Raw genomic sequence first — 20,486 nt, forward strand, 5'->3', positions numbered from 1 at the left:
AAAATGCCTAAATAGCGCTGGTATTTCGTCTTGAAAAATAGGGTCCGATCACGGGCCTGTCGACGGGTGGGCTTTTGTGCGCGCAGATCCTTGCCCGGCGGTGCTTTGCAACGGGAATGGACATGGTCGATTACAACGGGACTTCGGGCAACGACAACTTCGGGGGAACGGTCGAAGACGATACCATTCGCGGCAATACCGGTGACGATATACTGGGCGGGGGCGCCGGCAATGACGTCTTCGTCTTCGAAGAAGGTGATGGCAACGACCTGATCGACGTCCAAAACTTCGCCGCGGCCGATATCGATACCATCGTGATCGAAGGCGCCCTGACCATCGACGACGTCTGGATGGAACGCGTCCAGTCCTATAATCCCTATTATGGCTATGGCTATTTCGACCTCGTTATCCACTATGGCAGCCAGGGCGATACCATCACCCTGCGCGGCCAATTCAACAATCAGCTCATCGGCGTCACCACCTATAACGCTGTCCAGACCCTGACGATCGGCGGTCAAACCGTCAGCCTCATCTCCGACCTGGAACTGTTCGGCGGCAACATTGGTGCGCTTGTGCAAGGCACTGACGGCAATGACACCCTATGGGGCGAGGATGGCGCCGACCCGATCTATGGCTATGGCGGTCATGACCTGATCGACGCCGGCACTGGCAATGACGTGATCTACGCCGGAACGGGCAACGATACCGTCACCGGTGGCACAGGCGACGACCAGATTTACGCGTCGACGGGTAGTGATCGCCTGGTCTTTCGTGTCGGCGATGGCAGCGACACGATTTATGTCAGCGATGCCGACGTCACCGATGCCGACGTGATCGAAATCCTCGGCAATCTGACCCTGACCAATGTCTGGTTTCAGCGCACCCAATCCTACCATCCCAGCTATGGCTACGGCTATTACGACCTGGTCATCCATTATGGCGACCAGGGTGACTCCATTACCCTGGTCGGCCAGTATTATAACCAGTTGTTCGGCGTTGCGACTTACAACGAAATTCGTACGCTGATCGTTGGCGGCGTCGAGTACGACATCGTCAGCCATCTGGACCTGCGCGGAACAGCGGCGGGCGAAACGATCCAGGGTAATGGCGGCAACGACACCCTGGTGGGTCTTGACGGCAATGACGGCCTGTACGGCTATGTCGGCAACGACAGTATCGACGGCGGCGGCGGCAATGACGCGCTGTCCGGTCATCAGGGCGCCGACACCCTGATCGGTGGTGCCGGCGACGACCAGATCTATGGCGGCACGGGTGACGATCGTTACGTCTTTACCGTGGGCGATGGCGACGACACGATCAATGTCCAGGACTATGGCGCCGGCGACCAGGACGTTATCGAGATTACCGGAGACATCACGATCGATGACGTCTGGTTCCAGCGCGTTCAATCCTACAACCCGTATTTCGGCTATATCTGGCAGGACCTGATCATCCATTTCGGCGACAGCGGCGACTCGATCTATCTCAGCGGTCAGTTCCAACGCCATTATTTCGGATCGACGGCTTACAACGAAATCACCACCTTGGTGCTCAATGGGGTGGCCTATGATCTGGTCGATCACCTCAATCTGCGCGGCACCGACGGCGGCGAGTACGTTCTGGGCAATGACGGCAACGACACCCTGACAGCGCTCGACGGCAACGACTATGTCTACGGATATGAGGGTAACGATATTGCCGACGGCGGCGGCGGCATCGATACGGTGTATGGCGCCGCCGGTGCCGATACCATCACCGGCGGGACCGGCAACGACCAGCTCTATGGCGGCGCGGGCAATGACAGCTTTGTGTTCGCTGAAGGCGCCGGCAATGACACCCTCTTGGTTCAGGATTACGCCGCCGGTGACGAGGATGTTATCGTTATCGAAGGCGATCTGACGATTGACGACGTCTGGTTCGAGCGCGCACAGTCCTACAACCCGTATTTCGGCTATATCTGGCAGGACCTGATCATCCATTACGGTGATGCCGGCGACACCATCTATTTGAGCGGCCAGTTCCAACGCCACTATTTCGGCAACACCAACTACAATGAGATTGCGACCCTGGTCGTGGGCGGTATCGCCTACAACATCGTCAATCACCTGAATTTGCGCGGCACCGAAGCCAGCGAGTCCGTTCTGGGCAACAGTGGCAACGACACGTTGACTGGCTTTGGTGGCAATGACTATCTGTATGGCTATACCGGCAACGATATCGAAGATGCCGGCGCCGGTAACGACACGGTTTATGGCGCCGAAGACGTCGACACGCTGATCGGCGGTACGGGCAACGATCAGCTGTACACAGGTTCAGGCAACGACATTGTCCGCTTCTCTGAAGGCGACGGCAACGACACGATCTTCGTGCAGAATTCGGCAGCCGCCGATTCCGACACGATCGAACTTCTGGGCGACCTGACGATCAATGACGTCTGGTTCGAACGCACCGCGTCCTATAATCCCTGGTACGGCAATGTCTGGCAGGACCTGGTCCTGCACTATGGCGAGGGTACGGATTCCATCCTTCTCGCAGAGCAGTTCCGCAACGATATTCACGGTAATACCGCCTACAACTGGATCGATACGCTGATCGTGGGCGGTGTGACCTATAGCCTCAGAGATGGCCTGAGTTTTCGTGGGACGGCGGGCGCCGACCCTGTCGTGGCTTCTAACGGCGACGACCGGATATCCGGCCTGGAAGGCAATGACACCATCTATGCCTACGAAGGTGACGACACCATTACTGGCGGCCTCGGCAACGACCTGATCTACGGCTATGGCGGCATCGACGTCGCCTTGTATGACGGCCAGGCCAGCGACTACACCGTCACCGTCAACGGCGACACAACAACCGTCACCGACAATCGCGATGGCAGCCCTAACGGCACAGACACCTTGCAAGGCGTCGAACTGATCGAGTTTGCTGAGCAGGATGCCGCCACCGGACCGGTGACACGCATCGGCACGGCCGGCAACGACACCCTGACCGGCGGTGATTTCGGTGACTCGATCTACGGCTATGATGGCGATGATGTCGTCACCGCCGGTGGTGGCCGCGATGTTGTCTACGGCGGTGCCGGTGCCGACAGCCTGGATCTGGGCGCGGGCGACGATACCGTCGATGGTGGTGCCGGCAATGATACTGTCCTGGGCGGCGACGGCCATGACAGCCTTTCCGACACCTCCGGCGTCAATCTGATCGAGGGCGGTGCCGGCAATGACACGATCGTTTCCGGCGGAACGGTGAATGCCGGCGACGGGCTTGACTCGGTCACCGGGACGGCCGCCACCACTGACAGCCTCAGCGGCGGCGCCGGCAACGACACCCTGCGCGGCGGTAGCGGCGACACGATGAATGGCGACGACGGTGACGACCTGGTCGACGCGACGGCCCAGGCCGGCGGCACGGCGGGCTCGCTGAGCGGCGGCACCGGCAACGACACTCTGCTGGCCAGTGGCGGCAACAGCGACGGCAGTGTGAACACCGTCGACGGCGGCGCCGGGGCGGACTCGATCACCGGCGGCGCCTATGGCGACTCCCTGATCGGTGGTGACGAAGATGACGTGATCCGCGGCGACGGTGGCAACGACGCCGTCAACGGCGGTGCGGGCCTGGACACCATACTGATCAATGGCAACCGTGCCGACTTTACTCTGGTCCGCGACAGCGAGACCGGTGTCATCACCCTGACCGACAACCGTAACGGCGCGCCGCAAGGCATCGACACGATCACTGGCGCCGAAGTCCTGCGTTTCAACGATCTGGACGTCACCTATGAAGGCCGCAGCCTGACGGGCACGGAACTGGTCGACACGCTCACGGGATCGGCGGCCAATGATACCATCACTGCCCTCGGCGGCAACGATGTCATCAATGGCAATGGCGGGGCGGATTCGGTCGATGCCGGGGCCGGGGACGACTCGGTCACCACCAGCTACCAGAACGATTCCGTCCTCGGCGGCGACGGCAACGACACTATTGCCGCCAGCACCGGTGACAATAACGTGGACGGTGGCAGCGGCAATGACAGCCTGACGGCCGGCAGCGGCGCCGATACCTTCGACGGCGGCGACGGTGCCGATTACATCCACGTCGGCTCTGGTCTGAATCAGGTGACGGGCGGCCTCGGCAACGATACCATTTACGCGACCGGTTCGGTCTCGGGCGGTGATGGCGCCGACCATATCAACGCCGATCAGGCGGTGACGTTCGGCGCGACCCTGTCCGGTGGCGCGGGAAATGACACCCTGTTCGCCACCCAGAACAACACCGGCACGATCAATGTCCTCGATGGTGGCGATGACCACGACTATATCGAGGGTGGCAACTACGCCGACAGCCTGATTGGTGGCTCCGGCAATGACAGCCTGTGGGGTTATGGCGGAGCTGACACCATCGCAGGTGACGACGGGGCCGACTACATCCACGCGGGCGCCGGTCTGAACCTGATCAGCGGCGGGATCGGCAATGACACCATCTACGCCACAGGGACGGCCGACGGCGGTGACGGCAATGACTTTATGAATGCCGACCAGGCCGTCGCCTATGGCGCGACCCTGACCGGCGGGGCGGGTGACGACAGCCTGACCGGCACCCAGAATAACACCACCTCGGACAATTCGGTTGACGGTGGTCTCGGCAACGACACGGTTCGCGGTGGCAATAACCGCGACAGCCTGTTCGGCGGCAGCGGCAATGATACCCTCTATGGTTTCGGTGGCGACGACACGATCGATGGCGGCAGCGGCATCGACATCGTCTATATCAGCGGCAATCGCTCAAGCTTCACCATCACCGAGACCGAAGACGGTGACGTGATCGTTGCCGGCAGCACCACGACGGACTATCTCACCGGCATCGAAGTGATCCGCTTCAACGACCAGGACGTCTCCTACCAGGGCCTGACCCTGAACGGCGGCGTTAACGGCGAAACCCTGACCGGCTCGGCCGCTGGCGATACCATCAACGGCGCCGGTGGCGGCGACCGTCTGGAAGGCGAGGGCGGTCGCGACAGCCTGAGCGGCGACGCCGGTAATGACAGCCTCTACGGCGGTGCGGGCGGCGACAGCCTGGCCGGCGGCGACGAGAATGACCTGCTGCTTGGCGAAAGCGGCAATGACAGCCTGTCCGGCGGCGCCGGCGATGATGAGATTGGCGCCGAAGCCGGCGATGACCAGGTGGACGGCGGCACCGGCCGCGACACCGTATTGGTCGATGGCAATGCTTCGGACTTCACGATAAGCGTCGATACCTTGAGCGGTGCGGTCACCCTGACCGACAACCGCGATGGCTCGCCCGTTGGCAGCGACACCCTGACCGGGGTCGAACTGATCCGTTTCAACGATGAATTTGTCGCCCTGGCCGGCAATACCGGTGTGGTCGTGCCCGGCGATGGCGTGTCCAATGTGCTGAGCGGCGGCCTCGGCAATGACAGCCTGTATGGCTACGAAGGTGGCGACCAGATTTCGGCGGGCGTCGGCAACGACCTGATCGAAGGCGGCGACGGCGCCGACCTGGTCTATGGCGGCGACGGCAACGATACGGGGCTGGGCGGCGAAGGCAATGACCAGCTTCTCGGCGATCGTGGCCAGGACAGCCTGGACGGCGGCACCGGCCAGGACCTCCTGTGGGGCGGGGTGGCATCGGATACACTGACCGGCGGCGAAGGCCACGACACACTCTACGGCGAAACCGGGAATGACTCCCTGGTCGGCGGCGAGGGCAACGACTACCTCAACGACAGCTCGGGCAGCAACACCTTTGCCGGCGGCGGTGGCAACGACACCCTGTACGGCAACGGCACCTTGTCGGGTGGTGACGGCGACGACCAGGTCACGGTCTACGGCACGGGCTATGGCGATGCCGGCAATGACAGTGTCGACGGCGTCAGCGGCGACCAGAGTCTCTACGGCGGCGCCGGCGACGACAAGCTGCGTGGCATGGCCGGCGCGGACCTTCTCGACGGCGGTGACGGCAACGACATCCTGCAGGGCGACAGCGCCCAGGACGGCGACGATACCATCGCCGGCGGCAGCGGCTATGATGTCGCCATCTATTCCGGCACGGCATCCGACTACACCATCTCGACCGTCGCAGGTGTGACCACGGTCACTGATAACCGCCCCGGCGCCCCAGAAGGCACCGACGTCCTGACCGGTGTCGAGTTGCTGATGTTTGACGATGGCGAGTACGAACTGATCGCACCCGCGACGGGTATCGTCGTCACAGGCACGGGTGCCGATGACGTCATTCCAGGCCCGGCACCGTTCCACGATCTGGACCTGACCGGCAACGATACGGTTGATGCCGGTTCCGGCGGCGACCGCGTCGAAGCCGGCGGCGGCCACGACGTCGTCCTGGGTCGTCTGGCCAATGACGTTCTCGAAGGCGGCTACGGCGCCGACACCCTGATCGGCGGTTCCGGTGACGACACCCTTCTGGGCGATACCGGCCACGATGTCCTGTATGGCAGCGACGGCGCGGCCGGTGGCTACAGCGATGATGCCGACGGCAATACCGACGGCCATCCCGATTTCGACCGCGACAGCCTGGACGGCGGGCAGGGCAATGACACCCTGATCGGCGGCAATGGCGAAGACCGCCTGAGCGACTGGGTGGGCAACAACCTGCTCCAGGGTGGCGATGACGGCGACACCCTGCTGGGCAACGGTACGCTGGAAGGCGGCGCCGGGGGTGACAACATCACCGGTTACGGCAGCCTGAAGGGCGAGGCCGGGGCCGACACGATCAACGCCTATACCGGCGCCACCGCGGAAGGCGGTGAGGGCGGCGACTATCTGTCCGGCGCGGCGCCGGGCGGAGTCGATGGCAGCCAGACCCTGCTGGGCGGCGCAGGCAACGATACCATCGCCGCCAACTGGGGCGACGACAGCGCGGCGGGCGGCGACGGCGATGACGTCATGACCGGTTACTACGGCCAAGACACCCTGCAAGGTGACGCCGGCAACGACTCGATCAGCGACAACAGCGGCAATAACAGCCTGTCGGGTGGCGATGGCAATGACCAACTCACCGGCGGCGACAGCGACGATACGCTGAGCGGCAATGGCGACGACGATACCCTGACCGGGGCTCTGGGCAATGATTCTCTGGACGGCGGCGCTGGCCAGGATGTGGCCATGCTTTCGGGCAATCGCGCCGTGTACAGCGTCATCCAGGATGGTGCTGGCGGCTATCATGTCGTCAACAACCGCGGTTCGGACGGTAGCGACCGGATATCCTCGATCGAAACCGTTCGCTTTGCCGATGCTGACCTTGTGGTTAGCAGCGCCAATACCGGCGCGATCCTGACCGGCGACAATACGCCGTCGACCCTGACCGGCAGTGCCTTCGATGACAGCCTCACCGGCGGTACGGCGGCCGACGTGATCGTGGCCGCGGCCGGCAACGACATCGTCAGCGGCGGCGAAGGTGGCGACAGCCTGGACGGCGGCGCGGGCTTCGATGTTCTGGACGGCGGCGCCGACCATGACAGCATCGTGGGCGGCACAGGCGAAGATTCTGTCCTCGGCGGCGATGGCAATGACGTCCTGGATGGCGGCGACGATGCCGATACCGTCTCGGGCGGAGCCGGAGATGACACGGCCAGCGGTGGTGCCGGCCATGACGTCGTCAGCGGCGGCGCCGGCACGGATGCGCTGGATGGCGGCCTCGGCAACGATACCGTCACCGGCAATGGCACCCTGTCGGGCGCCGATGGCAATGACAGCGTCGACGGTTCCGGCCAGGTTTCCGGTGATGCCGGCAACGACACGGTCGCGGGTTCCGGTGGTGTGGCCGATGGCGGCGAGGGCGACGACCAGGTCCGCAGCTATGGCGGCACCGGCCGTGGTGGCGACGGTAACGACACCCTGCTGGGCTATGCGGCTCACTCGGGCCAGTCAGCCGACGAATATCTCGACGGCGGCATCGGCCAGGACGCCCTGTACGGCTACGGTGGCAGCGACACCCTGATCGGCGGCCAGAACGACGACACACTGTCGGGCGGTTCCGGCAACGACATCCTGTACGGCGGTTCGGGCGCCGACCGTGCCTATTTTGCCGGCAATCTGGGCAGCTACACGGTCACCACAGACGGGGACAACCATGTCTCGATCGCTGGCCAGGGCTACGCCATCAGCTATACGGTCGACGAAGACGGCTTTGTCGTTGGCGCAGCGGTGGTCACCGGCTACGATGGCACAGATGTGCTGTATGGCGTCGAAGCCCTGGTGTTCGGCGACACCGAACTGGCTCTGTTGCCCTACAGCAATGTCGGGCTTGAGCTGAACGGAACCTCCGGCGACGACATCATCATCGGTGATATCGGCAACGACACCATGGCCGGCAACGGCGGCCATGACCGTCTGACCGGCGACCAGGGCGACGACTCCCTGTCGGGCAATGACGGTAACGACGTCCTTTATGGTGACGGCGGCAATGACAACCTGGCCGGCGGCGAAGGCCAGGATCACCTTTATGCCGGCGAAGGCAATGATGCCGCCGGTGGCGGTGACGGCAACGACACGATCGATGGCAGCCACGGCGGCGATACGCTCGGTGGCGGCCTGGGTGATGACAGCCTTCTGGGCGGAACCGGCGAGGACATCGTTCTGGGTGAAGACGGCAATGACACCCTCTCCGGCGGTGATGGCGCCAACCTGCTGTCCGGCGGCGAAGGTGCCGACTCCATCACCAATAGCGGTACCGGTCTGGCGTCCGGCAATGCTGGCGATGACTGGCTGTGGGGCAATGGTCAGTTGCTCGGCGATGCCGGCAACGACACCCTCTACGCCTGGAGCGAAGCTTTCGGTGATTCCGAGGCGGACGTCCTTTACATCGTGGGCGGCGGCACTGGCGATGGCGGCAGCGGCAACGACACCCTGGCAGGCTGGGATCCGTACAGCTCGGACGGCGCGCAAACCCTTGACGGTTCGACCGGCGACGACGTCGTTTCCGGCAATCACAGCGACGACAGCCTTCTGGGCGGCACCGGCAATGACACGGTGTCCGGCGGTACGGGTAACGACACCATCGACGGCGGCGACGACAACGACGCGGTGAACGGCGGGGAGGGCGATGATACGATCTCCGGAGGTCTCGGCAACGACACTGCCAGCTATGGCGGGAACCGCATCTACTATTCCGTCGTTCAGGATGGCCTCGGCGGCTACGCCGTCGTCGCCAATCGCTCCAGCGAAGGTGAAGACGCACTGAACGGCGTCGAAACCGCAGCCTTCAACGACCTGAGTCTGGCGCTCGACAACACCACGGCGGGCGAAATTCACACCGGCGACGCCGATGGCAACAGCCTGTCGGGCGGTGGTCTCGACGACAGCCTGGTCGGTCTCGATGGCAATGACACCCTGTCGGGCGGCAATGGCAATGACATCGTCCGCGGCGGTGACGGTGACGACAGCCTCCTGGCCGGTTCCGGCAATGACGTCGTCTACGGCGATGCCGGCGATGACCAGGTCGCAGCTGGTGCCGGAGAAGACCAGGTCCGTGGCGGCGCGGGTGACGATACCCTGCTGGGTGAAGGTGACAATGATACCGTCTACGGCGACGGCGGCACGGACAGCCTGTCGGGCGGCGATGGCGCCGACCAGCTTTTCGGCAATGGCACCCTGAGCGGCGGCGAAGGCAATGACCTGGTCCGCGGCAGCGGGACGCTGTACGGCGACGGCGGCGATGACAGCCTCGAACTCACGGGCAGCGCCACGGTGTTTGGTGGCGCCGGCAACGACACCGTGTCGGAGCTGTGGCCCTATTTCGCTGACCACGCCATCTCTGGCGAAGCCGGCGACGATGTCGTTACGTCCGGCTACGGCAATGACACGCTCAGCGGTGGTATCGGCAACGATACGCTGGGCGGTGGTGACAATGACGACAGCTTGGCGGGCGACGACGGCGATGATCAGTTGGACGGCGGCAACAGCTATGACCGCATCGAAGGCGGCGACGGCAATGACACCCTCTTTGGCGGTGCTGGCGATGACCGGCTGTTCGGCCAGGCCGGCAACGATGTCTTCCATGCCCAGGGCGGCAATGACAAGATCTATGGCGGTGGCGGCGTGGATGTCGCCCACTACAGCGGCAATCGCAACGACTATACGATCGTCGAGGATAATGGCGTCATCATTGTCACCGACAACCGCGGCGGCGCACCCGAAGGCCAGGATACACTTTACGGCGTCTACACCCTGGTGTTCACCGATGGCGATTATCAGGGCACACCGAACTACGGTTACAACTATACCGGTTCGGCGCTCAACGACACCATCACCGACCATTCCAGCGAGGACGTGACCTCCGATCGCCCGGGCTCCAACGACGTCAGTTCTGGTGACGACACTATCCGGGCGGGCGCTGGAAACGACCTGGTCTCCGGACTGGCGGGCGCCGACGAAATCCACGGCGAGGACGGCGACGATACGATCGACGGCGGTACCGAGCCCGACCTGATCTACGGCGAAGCCGGCAGTGACGTTCTGAACGGTGGCGACGAAGACGACCGTCTCGACGGTGGCGCCGACAACGACGCCCTCAGCGGCGGCGGCGGCGAGGACTATCTGCTGGGCGGTGAAGGCAACGACAATCTGGCGGGCGGCGATCAGGACGACCTGATCGAAGCCGGCGCCGGCAGCGATACCCTGACCGGTAACAGCGGTGCTGACACCCTGTACGGTGAAGGCGACCACGATCTCATCTCGGACAGCGACGGCGATAACCTGGTGTTGGGAGGTGACGGCAACGACACCCTCACCGGCACGGGCGATCTGCGCGGCGAGGCCGGTGACGACGTCCTGACCGGCGGTACTGCGACCAGCCTGAGCGGCGGCGAAGGCAACGATTCCCTGAGTGGTTCAGGCGCCATGAACGGCGGCGACGGCGATGACCTGATCACGGTCAGCGCCCTGGCCGACACCGTCGACGGTGGTCTCGGTGACGATACGGTCGTCATGAGCGGCGACCGTGCCGGCTACGCCCTGATGGCGGTCGATGGCGGCGGCTATGCCGTCGTGCGCCTGGCGGACCTGTCGGCCGACCTGATCAGCGATGTCGAACATCTGGTCTTTGCCGATGGTGAAGCGGCGTTGTCGGGCGGCGATATCGTCACTGGCGCGGACGACAGCAATGATCTGACGGGTACGGCCTTCGACGACTCGATCGCGGGCGGCCTCGGAGATGACACGGTCACCGGCCTGGCCGGCAATGACCTGCTGTTCGGCGGTGACGGCAACGACGATATCGCGGCCGGAGACGGCCATGACCATGGCGATGGCGGTGCCGGTGACGACAGCCTAGCCGGCGGACTCGGAAGCGATGTTCTGCTGGGCGGTCTGGGCCACGACGCGGTGAGCGGCGGCAGCGATGACGACCGGCTCGAAGGCGGTGACGGCGTCGATACCCTGCATGGCGACGATGGCGATGACAACCTGTTCGGCGGCAACAGCAGCGACGTCTTGAACGGCGATGCTGGCAATGACACGCTGGACGGAGGCGCCGGTAGCGACTTTATCTGGGGCAGTGAAGGCGACGACGTGGTCAGCGGTGGGGCCGGCGATGACGGTCTGGCCGGCGATGACGGCGCCGACAACCTCAGTGACGCCAGCGGCGACAACACCTTAGTCGGCGGTGCCGGCAACGACACTCTGTCCGGCACCGGTACGCTGGACGGCGGTGACGGCCAAGACGTTGTCAGCGGCTCAGGCACGCTCACCGGCGCAGAGGGCAACGACTCGCTTTCGGGCAGCGGCTCCCTGTCCGGGGATGCCGGCGCGGACGTCGTGACGGGCGGCGCCAATGCCGATGTGCTGGATGGCGGTACTGACAATGATACGGTCTCCGGTAACGGCGGCAATGATGACATCACTGGCGGTACGGGCGACGACGCCCTGACCGGCGGGGCGGGCAATGACACCTTGTCGGGCGGCGACGGCGGCGATACGGCGATCTTCGCCGGGGCGCGTGACCAGTACACCATCGTTTCCGACCAGGCCGGCGGTTACGTCATCGTCGACAACTTCCCGGAAAATGGCGACGAAGGCACAGACCACTTCTCGGGCGTCGAATACCTGCAGTTTGCCGACCAGACGATTGACGTCACGGCCTCGAACTTCGGCATCATTATCGACGGCAGCGCGATCGCCGACAACAAGACCGGTACCTCGGGCAACGACTTCCTGCGTGGCTTCGGCGGCCAGGACACCCTGACCGGTCTCGACGGTAATGACACCCTGATCGGCGACGACGACGCCGACCAGTTGTCGGGCGGCAATGGCGAAGACGTGCTGAACGGGGGTTCGGCGGCGGACAACCTGGCCGGCGGCAGCGGCAACGACACCTATGCCGTCGACGACACTGCCGACCTGATCGTCGAAAGCGACGGTGGCGGGACCGATCTGGTCTTGTCTGACGCGGCCGACTACGTCCTGGCGGATCACGTCGAGAACCTCAGCCTGCAAGGCCCCGGCCATATCAACGGCACCGGCAATGCTCTGAACAACCTGATCACCGGCAATGACGGCAATAACCTCCTGACCGGCGGTGCAGGTAACGACACCCTCACCGGTGGACTGGGCGACGACACGTTTGCCGTCAGTGGTCTGCGCAGCGCCTATCACGTCACAGTTTCGGGCGGTGTCTACACCGTCAACGGCACGGATGGCACCGATACGGTCAGCGGCGTCGAGAATATCGAATTTGCCGACGGCACCTTCGCCATCGCGGCCATCCTGCAGGTCGCCCCGGTGGCCGCCAGCCAGGCCATCGGCAACGGCGTTGAGGGCGAAGTCATCACCGGCGCCATCGCCGCGACCGATGCCGAAAATGACGCCCTGACCTACAGCATCGTCTCCGGACCGGCTCATGGCACGATCACCGCCTTCGATGCGGCGACCGGCGCCTTCACCTACACGCCGGACGCTGGCTACTATGGTCCGGACAGCTTCACCTTCCGCGCCAATGACGGCTATGCCGACAGCGATATCGCCACGGTCTCGCTGACCCTGTATCACTTGGTACAGGGTGACGGCGGTGACAACACCCTTGCGGGCTCCGGTCTGGATGAGGTTGTGCGCGGCCTGGGCGGCCATGACAGCCTCGACGGCGGCACGGGTCTTGATACCCTGTCCGGCGGCGCCGGTAACGACACCTTTGTCATCGCCGACGGCGATACCGTGGTGGAACTTGCCGACGAAGGCACGGATACGGTTGAGGCTTCGATCACCTATGGGCTCACCGCCCATGTCGAAAACCTGACCCTGACCGGTGCGGCGGCCATCAACGGCACCGGCAACGCTGGCGACAATGTTCTGACCGGCAATGCGGGGAACAACCTGCTGAGTGGCGGCCTGGGCAACGACACCTATGTCGTCCAGAATGCCGGTGATGCGGTCGTTGAGGCCTTGGGCGAGGGGACGGACGCCATCATCGCTTCGGTCAGCTACACCCTGGCCGGACGCGCGGTCGAGGCCCTGACCCTGACCGGCTCCGCTGATCTGACCGCGACAGGTAACAGCCTCGCCAATATGCTCAGCGGCAATGCCGGTCATAACCTGATCGATGGCGGCGCCGGCAATGACACGATGGGCGGCAGCGGCGGAAACGACACCTATGTCGTCAACACCACCGGCGACGTGGTCAACGAAAACGCCGATGAGGGCAGCGATACGGTCCGCGCGGCGGTCACCTTCACCCTCGGCGCCAACCTCGAAAACCTGGTCCTGACCGGCGTCGCCAACATCAACGGCATCGGCAACGGCCTGGGCAACAGCCTGACCGGCAACGCTGCGGTCAACGTCCTGGCGGGCGGGCTGGGTGACGACAGCTACTACGTCCAGACGCTGGGTGATGACGTCCTCGAAATCCTGGGTGAGGGCACGGATGTCGTCTTCGCTTCGGTCAGTTACGACCTGAATGGCCGCCACGTTGAGACCCTGACCCTGACCGGTTCGGCGAACATCGACGGCACCGGAAACAGCCTGGCCAACATGCTGAACGGCAATGCCGGCAACAATTTGCTGGATGGCGGCGCGGGCTACGATACCTTCGCTGGCGGCGACGGAAACGACACCTATATTGTCAACCTGTCGTCTGAAACCGTGACCGAAGGGCTGAACCAGGGCACCGATACCGTCCTCTCCTCAGCCACCTTCAGCCTGGGCGATCACCTCGAAAACCTGACCCTGACGGGTACGGCCAATATCAAGGCTACGGGCAACGGGCTGAACAACGTCCTGACCGGCAATGACGGCATCAATACCCTAACGGGCGGTCTGGGCAACGACAGCTACTATGTCCAGAACTCGACCGACAATGTTGTCGAAAATGCTGGCGAAGGCACAGACCTTATCCTGTCCAGCGTCAGCTACTCCCTGCTGGGGCGTCTGGTCGAAACCCTGCAACTGACCGGCGCCGACAACATCGACGCCACCGGCAACAACCAGGTCAATACCCTGATCGGCAACGCCGGCAGCAATACACTGAACGGCAAAGGCGGGGCGGACATCCTGATTGGCGGTCTGGGCGCCGACATCTTCCTGTTCGAAGCCGGCAGCCGTGCCGATACGGTGACTGACTTCAACGGCAGCGATGGCGATAGCGTCAATATCAACGCCTATACCCATGGCGTCGCCAATGCTGGCCTCGTCACCCAGGTCGGCAGCGATACGGTCATCACCCTGGGCGCCGGCAATGTCATCACTCTGCAAGGTGTCAACACCGCCGACGTCCTGGGCCATATCGTTTGGTAACAGCCAACGCCCGGCCCTGAACAGGCCGGGCGTTATTAACTACAGTCCCAGTTTCGTCTCGACGTACGTCAGGGCCTCGTCCTTTGCGGAAACGTGTCGCGAAGGCGGCCTCGAGCCTTGCCTCGAGTTTGGCAACCGTCGCCGCTTGGGCTTCGAAGTTCAGGCTGTCGGTGGCTAGGAAGGTGCGGGTTGTTCAAGTCCCAATGTGTCGGCCAAGTGTTTGAGATCAGTCATGACCAGCCGGCCCTCGGGCAGGATGACGGAATAGAGCAGGGCGACATAGGTTGTAATGAGCAAAGTCTAGCGGCTTGAAAACGCGCGGGCAATGTGTTCTTATTTTGTTCTGTAATTTTGAGATGCAGAATGTCCGCCCTTTCCTTATTCGACCTTTTTGAGCCGGAGCCCGTACCGGGTCTCAGCTATCGCGAAGACTATATCACGCCGGCTGAAGAGTCTGAGTTGATCGCGCAGATCGACCGCCGGCCATGGTCGCTGGAATTGATGCGGCGGCGGCAATGGTATGGCTGGGCCTATGACGACGCGGCACCGGCGCAATACCAGGCACAGCCGATGGAGGAGTGGCTCAACCTTCATGCCAGACGGCTACATGCCGACGGCTGGTTTGCCGGCGTGCCGCAGCGTGCCTTGATCAACGACTATGAGCCGGGGCAAGGGATCGGGGCGCACAAGGACCGGGACATCGACCATATCCGGTCGGTGGCGATCCTCAGCCTGGGTTCGGCGGTGATGATGGATTTTACCCGGCCGGGTCACGTGACGCGGTCGCACTATCTTCGCCCGCGCAGCCTGGTGGTGATGACGGGCGAGGTGCGTGAACACTGGATGCATGGTATTGCCGGCCGCAAGAGTGACCGGGTCGGCGGTCTGGTGTTGCCGCGCGCCCGGCGTCTGTCACTGACCATGCGCTACGCGGCAGATGAGCGGTAGCTACCTCCGCGTCCCTGCCTTGATCATAGCCTCGCGCTCGTCCGGCGTCATAAACCGCCACTGGCCTTCCGGCAAATCGCCCAACTGTAAAGGTCCGATACGGTCGCGATACAGGTCAGTCACCCTTAGTTCCACCATGTCGCACATGCGGCGGATCTGGCGCTTGCGGCCTTCCTTCAGTACGAAGGTCAGGCTCTGCGGTCCGGTCTGGGTGATCTCGGCGGGTTTCAACTTGCGCCCGTCCAGTTCCAGGCCGTGACGCAGCCAGGCCAACTTGGCCTCGATGATCTGGCCGCGGACCTGGACGTGGTAAGCCTTGTCCAGTTCCGAGTCGGGACCAATAACCGCCTTGGCGAGGACACCGTCCTCCGACAGAACCAACAAACCATGCGAATCCTTGTCCAGTCGGCCGATCGGCGCCAGTTTCGAAGTCTGGTCGGGATAGACATCGGCCGGACCAAAGACATTGGCGCGACGGATCATGCGCACCGCCGGCGTCTCGCCGGGTTCCGGTTGGCCCGAGACGATGCCGATCGGCTTGTTGTAGATGACGGTCATCGGCAGGGTTTCGCCGCGATCCAAGGTCACGGTCTGGCCGGGTAGGATCTTGCGGCCGGCATCGCGAACGGTTTCGCCAGCAATGGCGACACAGCCTTCTTCGATCAGGGTGTCGGCTTCGCGGCGTGAACAGACGCCGCTTTGGGCCAGCCACTTGTTCAGCCGAACCGGTTCGGCGCCGTCATAAGTTTTGCTCAGGGACATAGCGCGGTCCTAGCGAAATTTGCGCGCTTGCGCTAGTCACAGACGGATGAGCGATGTTTTCGACCGTTATCACACCTGGCTCGCCGCGCGCACGGAGCGCCCCGCCGAAGTTATCCGCGGCCTGCACGGTGACTGCGACCGGGTGCGCCTGGATGCCGAAGGTCTGGCGGCGAAGAATTGGCCGGTGAATTTCCCCGCCGACTTGCCGGTACAGAAGGGCGATCGCCTGGCCTGGGGCGGCTATGACGAGGATCGCGCGATTTATGACAGCCCGGTCTTTGTGCCGGAATCGGGGGAGCCACGTACCATCCATCTCGGCATCGACATCTTTGCCGCTGCCGGGAGCGAGGTCCTCGCGCCACTGGCCGGACGGGTGCACAGCTTCCAGGACAATGCCAATGTCAAGGATTACGGCCCTACGATCCTGCTGGAACACGCGGTTGACGGCCTGACCTTCTGGACCCTCTATGGGCACCTGAGTCGCGAGAGTCTGGACGGATTAAGCATCGGCCAACCCGTGGAGACTGGCGATCGTATCGCCTGGCTGGGGGCGGCGGATGTGAATGGCGGCTGGACCCCACACCTGCATTTCCAGGTCATTCTGGATATTCTGGACAAGTCGGGCGACTATCCCGGCGTCTTCAAACGCAGCGAACGCGACCAGTGGAAGCGGATATGCCCTGATCCGGCAGGTTTGCTGGGGCTAGCCTGATGCCGCTGTGAGGCGGCCGTTTAGGTAAAAGGGTTGTCTACAGATAAGCCAGATAAGCCAGATGGGCAGAGCTATAAGTATCAGTATTTGCTAATATTTTTTTATATCTTCGACGAGCTATACTCGTCAGTAAGCCTTTCAGTACATGACACTGGCGGTCCTCAGATACGCTGTTCATCTGACTTATCTGGCTTATCTGTGGACAACCCTTTTTCAGACTCTGTCGCTGCACATCAGCTTCAAAATTACGTCTGTCGATACGGCTCATAGGTATAGTATTTCGGCCGCTGATCAATTCGCACATGGAGCCAGGATACGCCCAGCCCTGATGTGCTGAGCCAGAAATGCCGATCGCATTGCAGCCAGCCCTGCACGGTTTCGCCGATATGGTGCCACAACGCCGTCGCTTGCCCCATGGGCGCTGTTCGCAGGAAGCTGGCCAAATGGGTGTACATAGCGCCTTCGGCGATGTCGCAAGGCACGACCAAATCCGCATCCCGGCCCAGACTTTCGAACACGATGACATTTGTGCCTGGCGGTATGGCGTCGAATTGTGCCGCAAAAGACTGCGGATTGGCCTTTCGCTTCGCCAGGGCAGGGGCGGGCGTAACGACGCACTCGAACGGTTGGCCGACAGTCTTGGCCGACCAAACCGGAGTTTCCCAGAAAAAGGCGTCAAACGGAATCCCTGCCAGGGCCTCGGAAAAGGTGCGACTAAATTCCGGATCCGACGCCCATCGATGAGCGACCTCTATGCAGGACAGGTCTGAGAAACGCAGGCGCAATCCATCGCCAACTGTATCGGTCAGGATGCTGGCCATCACACCCTTATCCCCGCCTTCAAAGCCGCACGCGCCAGGGCTTTCAACTCGGCCTCGCTCAGACCCTCTACCTCGGTGGCAAAGTCAGTCTCCGGCACATCGATCAGCCGCCCCTTCGACAGCCGCAAAACCCGGTCGGCCAGACGCTCGATCTCGAAGGCATCGTGGCTGACATACAAAACCGGTAAGGTCTTGCCGATCGCCGCGATCACCGGGATCAAGCCCGCCTTGGCGTCGCCGTCCAGGCTGGACAGGGGCTCATCCATCAACAAAACATCCGGCGCCGACAGCAGGGTGCGGGCAATCGCCACCCGCTGGCGTTCACCGCCCGACAGTTTCGTCACGCCACGGCCCAGTAAACCATCGATACCGGTCTGGGCCACGATCTTGTCGAAATCCACAGCCGCATCCGAGCGATAACGAGCATAGTCGAGATTGCCCTGAACGCTCAGGTGCGACAGCAGCGACGGTTCCTGAAACACGTAGCCGATCCGGCGCTGATGCACCGGGGTGAACCTTGCATCGTCCTGCCAGACCGCATCACCGATCCGAACGCGCCCGTTCAGTTGCACCAACCCGGCGATGGCGCGCAAAAGCGTGGTCTTGCCCGAGCCTGACGGCCCCCAGATCGCGGTTACACCCTGGGCCGGGACACTGAAAGTCGCGTCCAGCGCAAAGCCGCCAACCGAGCCGCAGAGCGAAACCTCAATCACGCACAGCCCTCCCGATACGGCGCTCGATCACCAGCAGGGCCAGCAGTACGACAAAGGCGAACACCAGCAGCCCGCCGGCCAGCCAATGCGCGCCGGCGAAATTAAGCTGCTCAACCAGTTGGAAGATGCGGATCGACACCACCTCGGTCTTGCCGGGAATAGCGCCACCGATCATAAGCACCACCCCGAACTCGCCCACCGTATGGGCAAAGACCAGCAGCGCCGCCGTCAGGAAGCCCTTGCGTGCCTGGGGCAGGGCAACGCTCCAGAAGGCGTCCCACGGCGAGGCGCGTAGGGTCGCTGCCACCTCGAACGGTAGCGCACCAATGGCTTCGAAGGCATTGCGGATAGGCTGGACGGCGAACGGCAGCGAATAGAGGATCGACCCGATGACCAGGCCGGCAAAGGTAAAGTTCAGGGTGCGAACACCAAACGGCTGTAGCACGACCATCAGCGGCGAGTTCGGCCCCATGGCCACCAGCAGATAGAAGCCCAGCACGGTCGGCGGCAGCACCACGGGCAGGGCGACCACAGCCGTCACCACATCACGCACCAGCCCGTGCCCGCGCGACAGCCACCAGGCCAGCGGCGTGGCCAGCACCACCAGACAGACCGTGGTCACGGCCGCCAGGTTGATGGTGACGATGATGGCGTCCCCCAGACCCGTCATTATTCGGGTGTGTGGCAGACGGCTTCGATATTGTGTCCGTCCGGATCGAGCACGAAGGCGCCGTAATAGTTGGGGTGATAGTGTTCACGGATGCCCGGAGGCCCGTTGTCCTTGGCGCCCGCCGCCATGGCGGCTTCATAGAAGGCGTCGACCGCGGCGCGGTTTGCGGCCTGCACCGCGACATGCAGGTGATCCTTGGGTGCGCCGTCGGCCAGCCAGAAATCCGGCTTGTTGACGCCAAACCCGCTGCCGTAAGGCCCGTCCATCACCAGTTTGTAGCCCAAAGGCGCGAAGGCCGCAGTGTAAAACGCCTTGCTGCGTTCGCGGTCCGAAACCAGTATGCCCATATGATCGATCATCACTTCACCTCGTAGCCATAGGATTTGATGATGGCAATGGCCGGCGGACTGCGCAAAAAGTCAAGATAGGCCTTGGCGGCCGGGTCTTTCACGCCGGGCTTCAGCAGGATGGCCTGCTGGTCGACCGGCGTATAATACGTCTTCGGTACCACCCAGCGCGAACCGCCTTTTTCGTTGATGACCTGCGACAGGGCGACAAAACCCAGTTCCGCCGAACCGGTCGACACAAAGCTATAGGCCTGGGCGATCGAGGTCCCCTTGACGATCTTTGGCGCAACCTGATCGTACAGCCCCAATTTTTTCAGGGTTTCGACCGCGGCAACACCATACGGCGCTGCCGCCGGATCGGCGATGGCCAGGTGATCGTATCGGCCCTTCAACACCGCGCCCTGGTTATCGACAAAGCCGGGTTTGGCGCTCCACAGCACCAGGGTGCCAAAGGCATAGACGAAGCGCGTGCCTTTTACCCCCAGGCCCTCGGCTTCCAGGCGCGTTGGGCGCTCGGCATCGGCCGACAGGAAGACTTCGAACGGCGCGCCATGTTGGATCTGGCTGTAGAAGCCGCCCGACGGGCCGAAGCTCTGGGTGACAGTGTGGCCGGTCTTCTTCTGGAAGGCTGCGGCAATCGCCTTGGCCGGTTCGGTGAAGTTGGCGGCCACCGCCACCTGGACATCGCCTGCGCTGGCCTGACCGGCACAAACTAACAAGGCCAGGGACAGCAGGATAGGCTTCATGATGGCTC

9 protein-coding genes are annotated in these 20,486 nt (G+C 63.0%); 3 read left to right on the forward strand and 6 right to left on the reverse strand.

Features of this window, described 5'->3' with window-relative positions; translation table 11 throughout:
- Nucleotides 1-116 precede the first annotated feature (116 nt).
- Together ABI_RS18770 and ABI_RS18775 are read left to right on the forward strand one after the other, a co-directional pair.
- Nucleotides 117-14,759, forward strand: a complete 14,643-nt coding sequence (locus ABI_RS18770) for a cadherin-like domain-containing protein (protein WP_006274635.1) — start codon at nt 117-119, stop codon at nt 14,757-14,759.
- A gap of 363 nt (nt 14,760-15,122) precedes the next feature.
- Nucleotides 15,123-15,707 (forward strand): alpha-ketoglutarate-dependent dioxygenase AlkB, encoded by a 585-nt coding sequence (locus tag ABI_RS18775; protein WP_006274637.1) that lies wholly within the window; start codon nt 15,123-15,125, stop codon nt 15,705-15,707.
- Here the strand turns inward: ABI_RS18775 and ABI_RS18780 are convergent, their stop codons facing one another.
- A complete protein-coding gene (locus ABI_RS18780; RefSeq protein WP_006274638.1) occupies nt 15,708-16,469 on the reverse strand; it encodes a pseudouridine synthase in 762 nt (253 codons plus the stop codon).
- 46 nt (nt 16,470-16,515) lie between these two features.
- Between ABI_RS18780 and ABI_RS18785 the strand changes: the two genes are divergently transcribed.
- A complete protein-coding gene (locus tag ABI_RS18785) occupies nt 16,516-17,181 on the forward strand; it encodes a peptidoglycan DD-metalloendopeptidase family protein (RefSeq protein ID WP_006274639.1) in 666 nt (221 codons plus the stop codon).
- Nucleotides 17,182-17,426: 245 nt separating this feature from the next.
- On the opposite strand, the gene ABI_RS18790 is transcribed toward ABI_RS18785, so the two are convergent.
- Genes ABI_RS18790 through modA form a run of 5 tightly spaced genes read right to left on the reverse strand, consistent with a single transcriptional unit; the run spans nt 17,427 to nt 20,478 of the window.
- Nucleotides 17,427-18,002: a DUF6940 family protein gene (locus ABI_RS18790; RefSeq protein ID WP_006274640.1), complete on the reverse strand. Its 576-nt coding sequence runs from the start codon at nt 18,000-18,002 to the stop codon at nt 17,427-17,429.
- On the reverse strand, nt 18,002-18,715 hold the full coding sequence (locus tag ABI_RS18795) for an ATP-binding cassette domain-containing protein (RefSeq protein WP_006274641.1): 714 nt from the start codon (nt 18,713-18,715) through the stop codon (nt 18,002-18,004). Before ABI_RS18795 ends, ABI_RS18790 begins: the two co-directional genes overlap by 1 nt.
- A complete protein-coding gene (gene modB / locus ABI_RS18800; protein WP_006274642.1) occupies nt 18,708-19,385 on the reverse strand; it encodes a molybdate ABC transporter permease subunit in 678 nt (225 codons plus the stop codon). Before modB ends, ABI_RS18795 begins: the two co-directional genes overlap by 8 nt.
- Nucleotides 19,385-19,744 (reverse strand): VOC family protein, encoded by a 360-nt coding sequence (locus ABI_RS18805; protein WP_006274643.1) that lies wholly within the window; start codon nt 19,742-19,744, stop codon nt 19,385-19,387. Before ABI_RS18805 ends, modB begins: the two co-directional genes overlap by 1 nt.
- Entirely contained in the window at nt 19,744-20,478 is a 735-nt protein-coding gene (gene modA / locus ABI_RS18810) for a molybdate ABC transporter substrate-binding protein (protein ID WP_006274644.1), read from the reverse strand. Before modA ends, ABI_RS18805 begins: the two co-directional genes overlap by 1 nt.
- Between the last annotated feature and the right edge of the window lie 8 nt (nt 20,479-20,486).

It is taken from the genome of Asticcacaulis biprosthecium C19, from assembly GCF_000204015.1.
In the GTDB taxonomy this organism is placed as follows: Bacteria; Pseudomonadota; Alphaproteobacteria; order Caulobacterales; family Caulobacteraceae; genus Asticcacaulis; species Asticcacaulis biprosthecius.

What these genes read in the sequence shown, in the direction of transcription:
- ABI_RS18770 (WP_006274635.1), top strand. Translation starts at nt 117, where the DNA reads ATGGACATGGTCGATTACAACGGGACTTCGGGCAACGACAACTTCGGG.
- ABI_RS18775 (WP_006274637.1), top strand. Translation starts at nt 15,123, where the DNA reads ATGTCCGCCCTTTCCTTATTCGACCTTTTTGAGCCGGAGCCCGTACCG.
- ABI_RS18780 (WP_006274638.1), bottom strand. Translation starts at nt 16,469, where the DNA reads ATGTCCCTGAGCAAAACTTATGACGGCGCCGAACCGGTTCGGCTGAAC.
- ABI_RS18785 (WP_006274639.1), top strand. Translation starts at nt 16,516, where the DNA reads ATGAGCGATGTTTTCGACCGTTATCACACCTGGCTCGCCGCGCGCACG.
- ABI_RS18790 (WP_006274640.1), bottom strand. Translation starts at nt 18,002, where the DNA reads ATGGCCAGCATCCTGACCGATACAGTTGGCGATGGATTGCGCCTGCGT.
- modB (WP_006274642.1), bottom strand. Translation starts at nt 19,385, where the DNA reads ATGACGGGTCTGGGGGACGCCATCATCGTCACCATCAACCTGGCGGCC.
- ABI_RS18805 (WP_006274643.1), bottom strand. Translation starts at nt 19,744, where the DNA reads ATGATCGATCATATGGGCATACTGGTTTCGGACCGCGAACGCAGCAAG.
- modA (WP_006274644.1), bottom strand. Translation starts at nt 20,478, where the DNA reads ATGAAGCCTATCCTGCTGTCCCTGGCCTTGTTAGTTTGTGCCGGTCAG.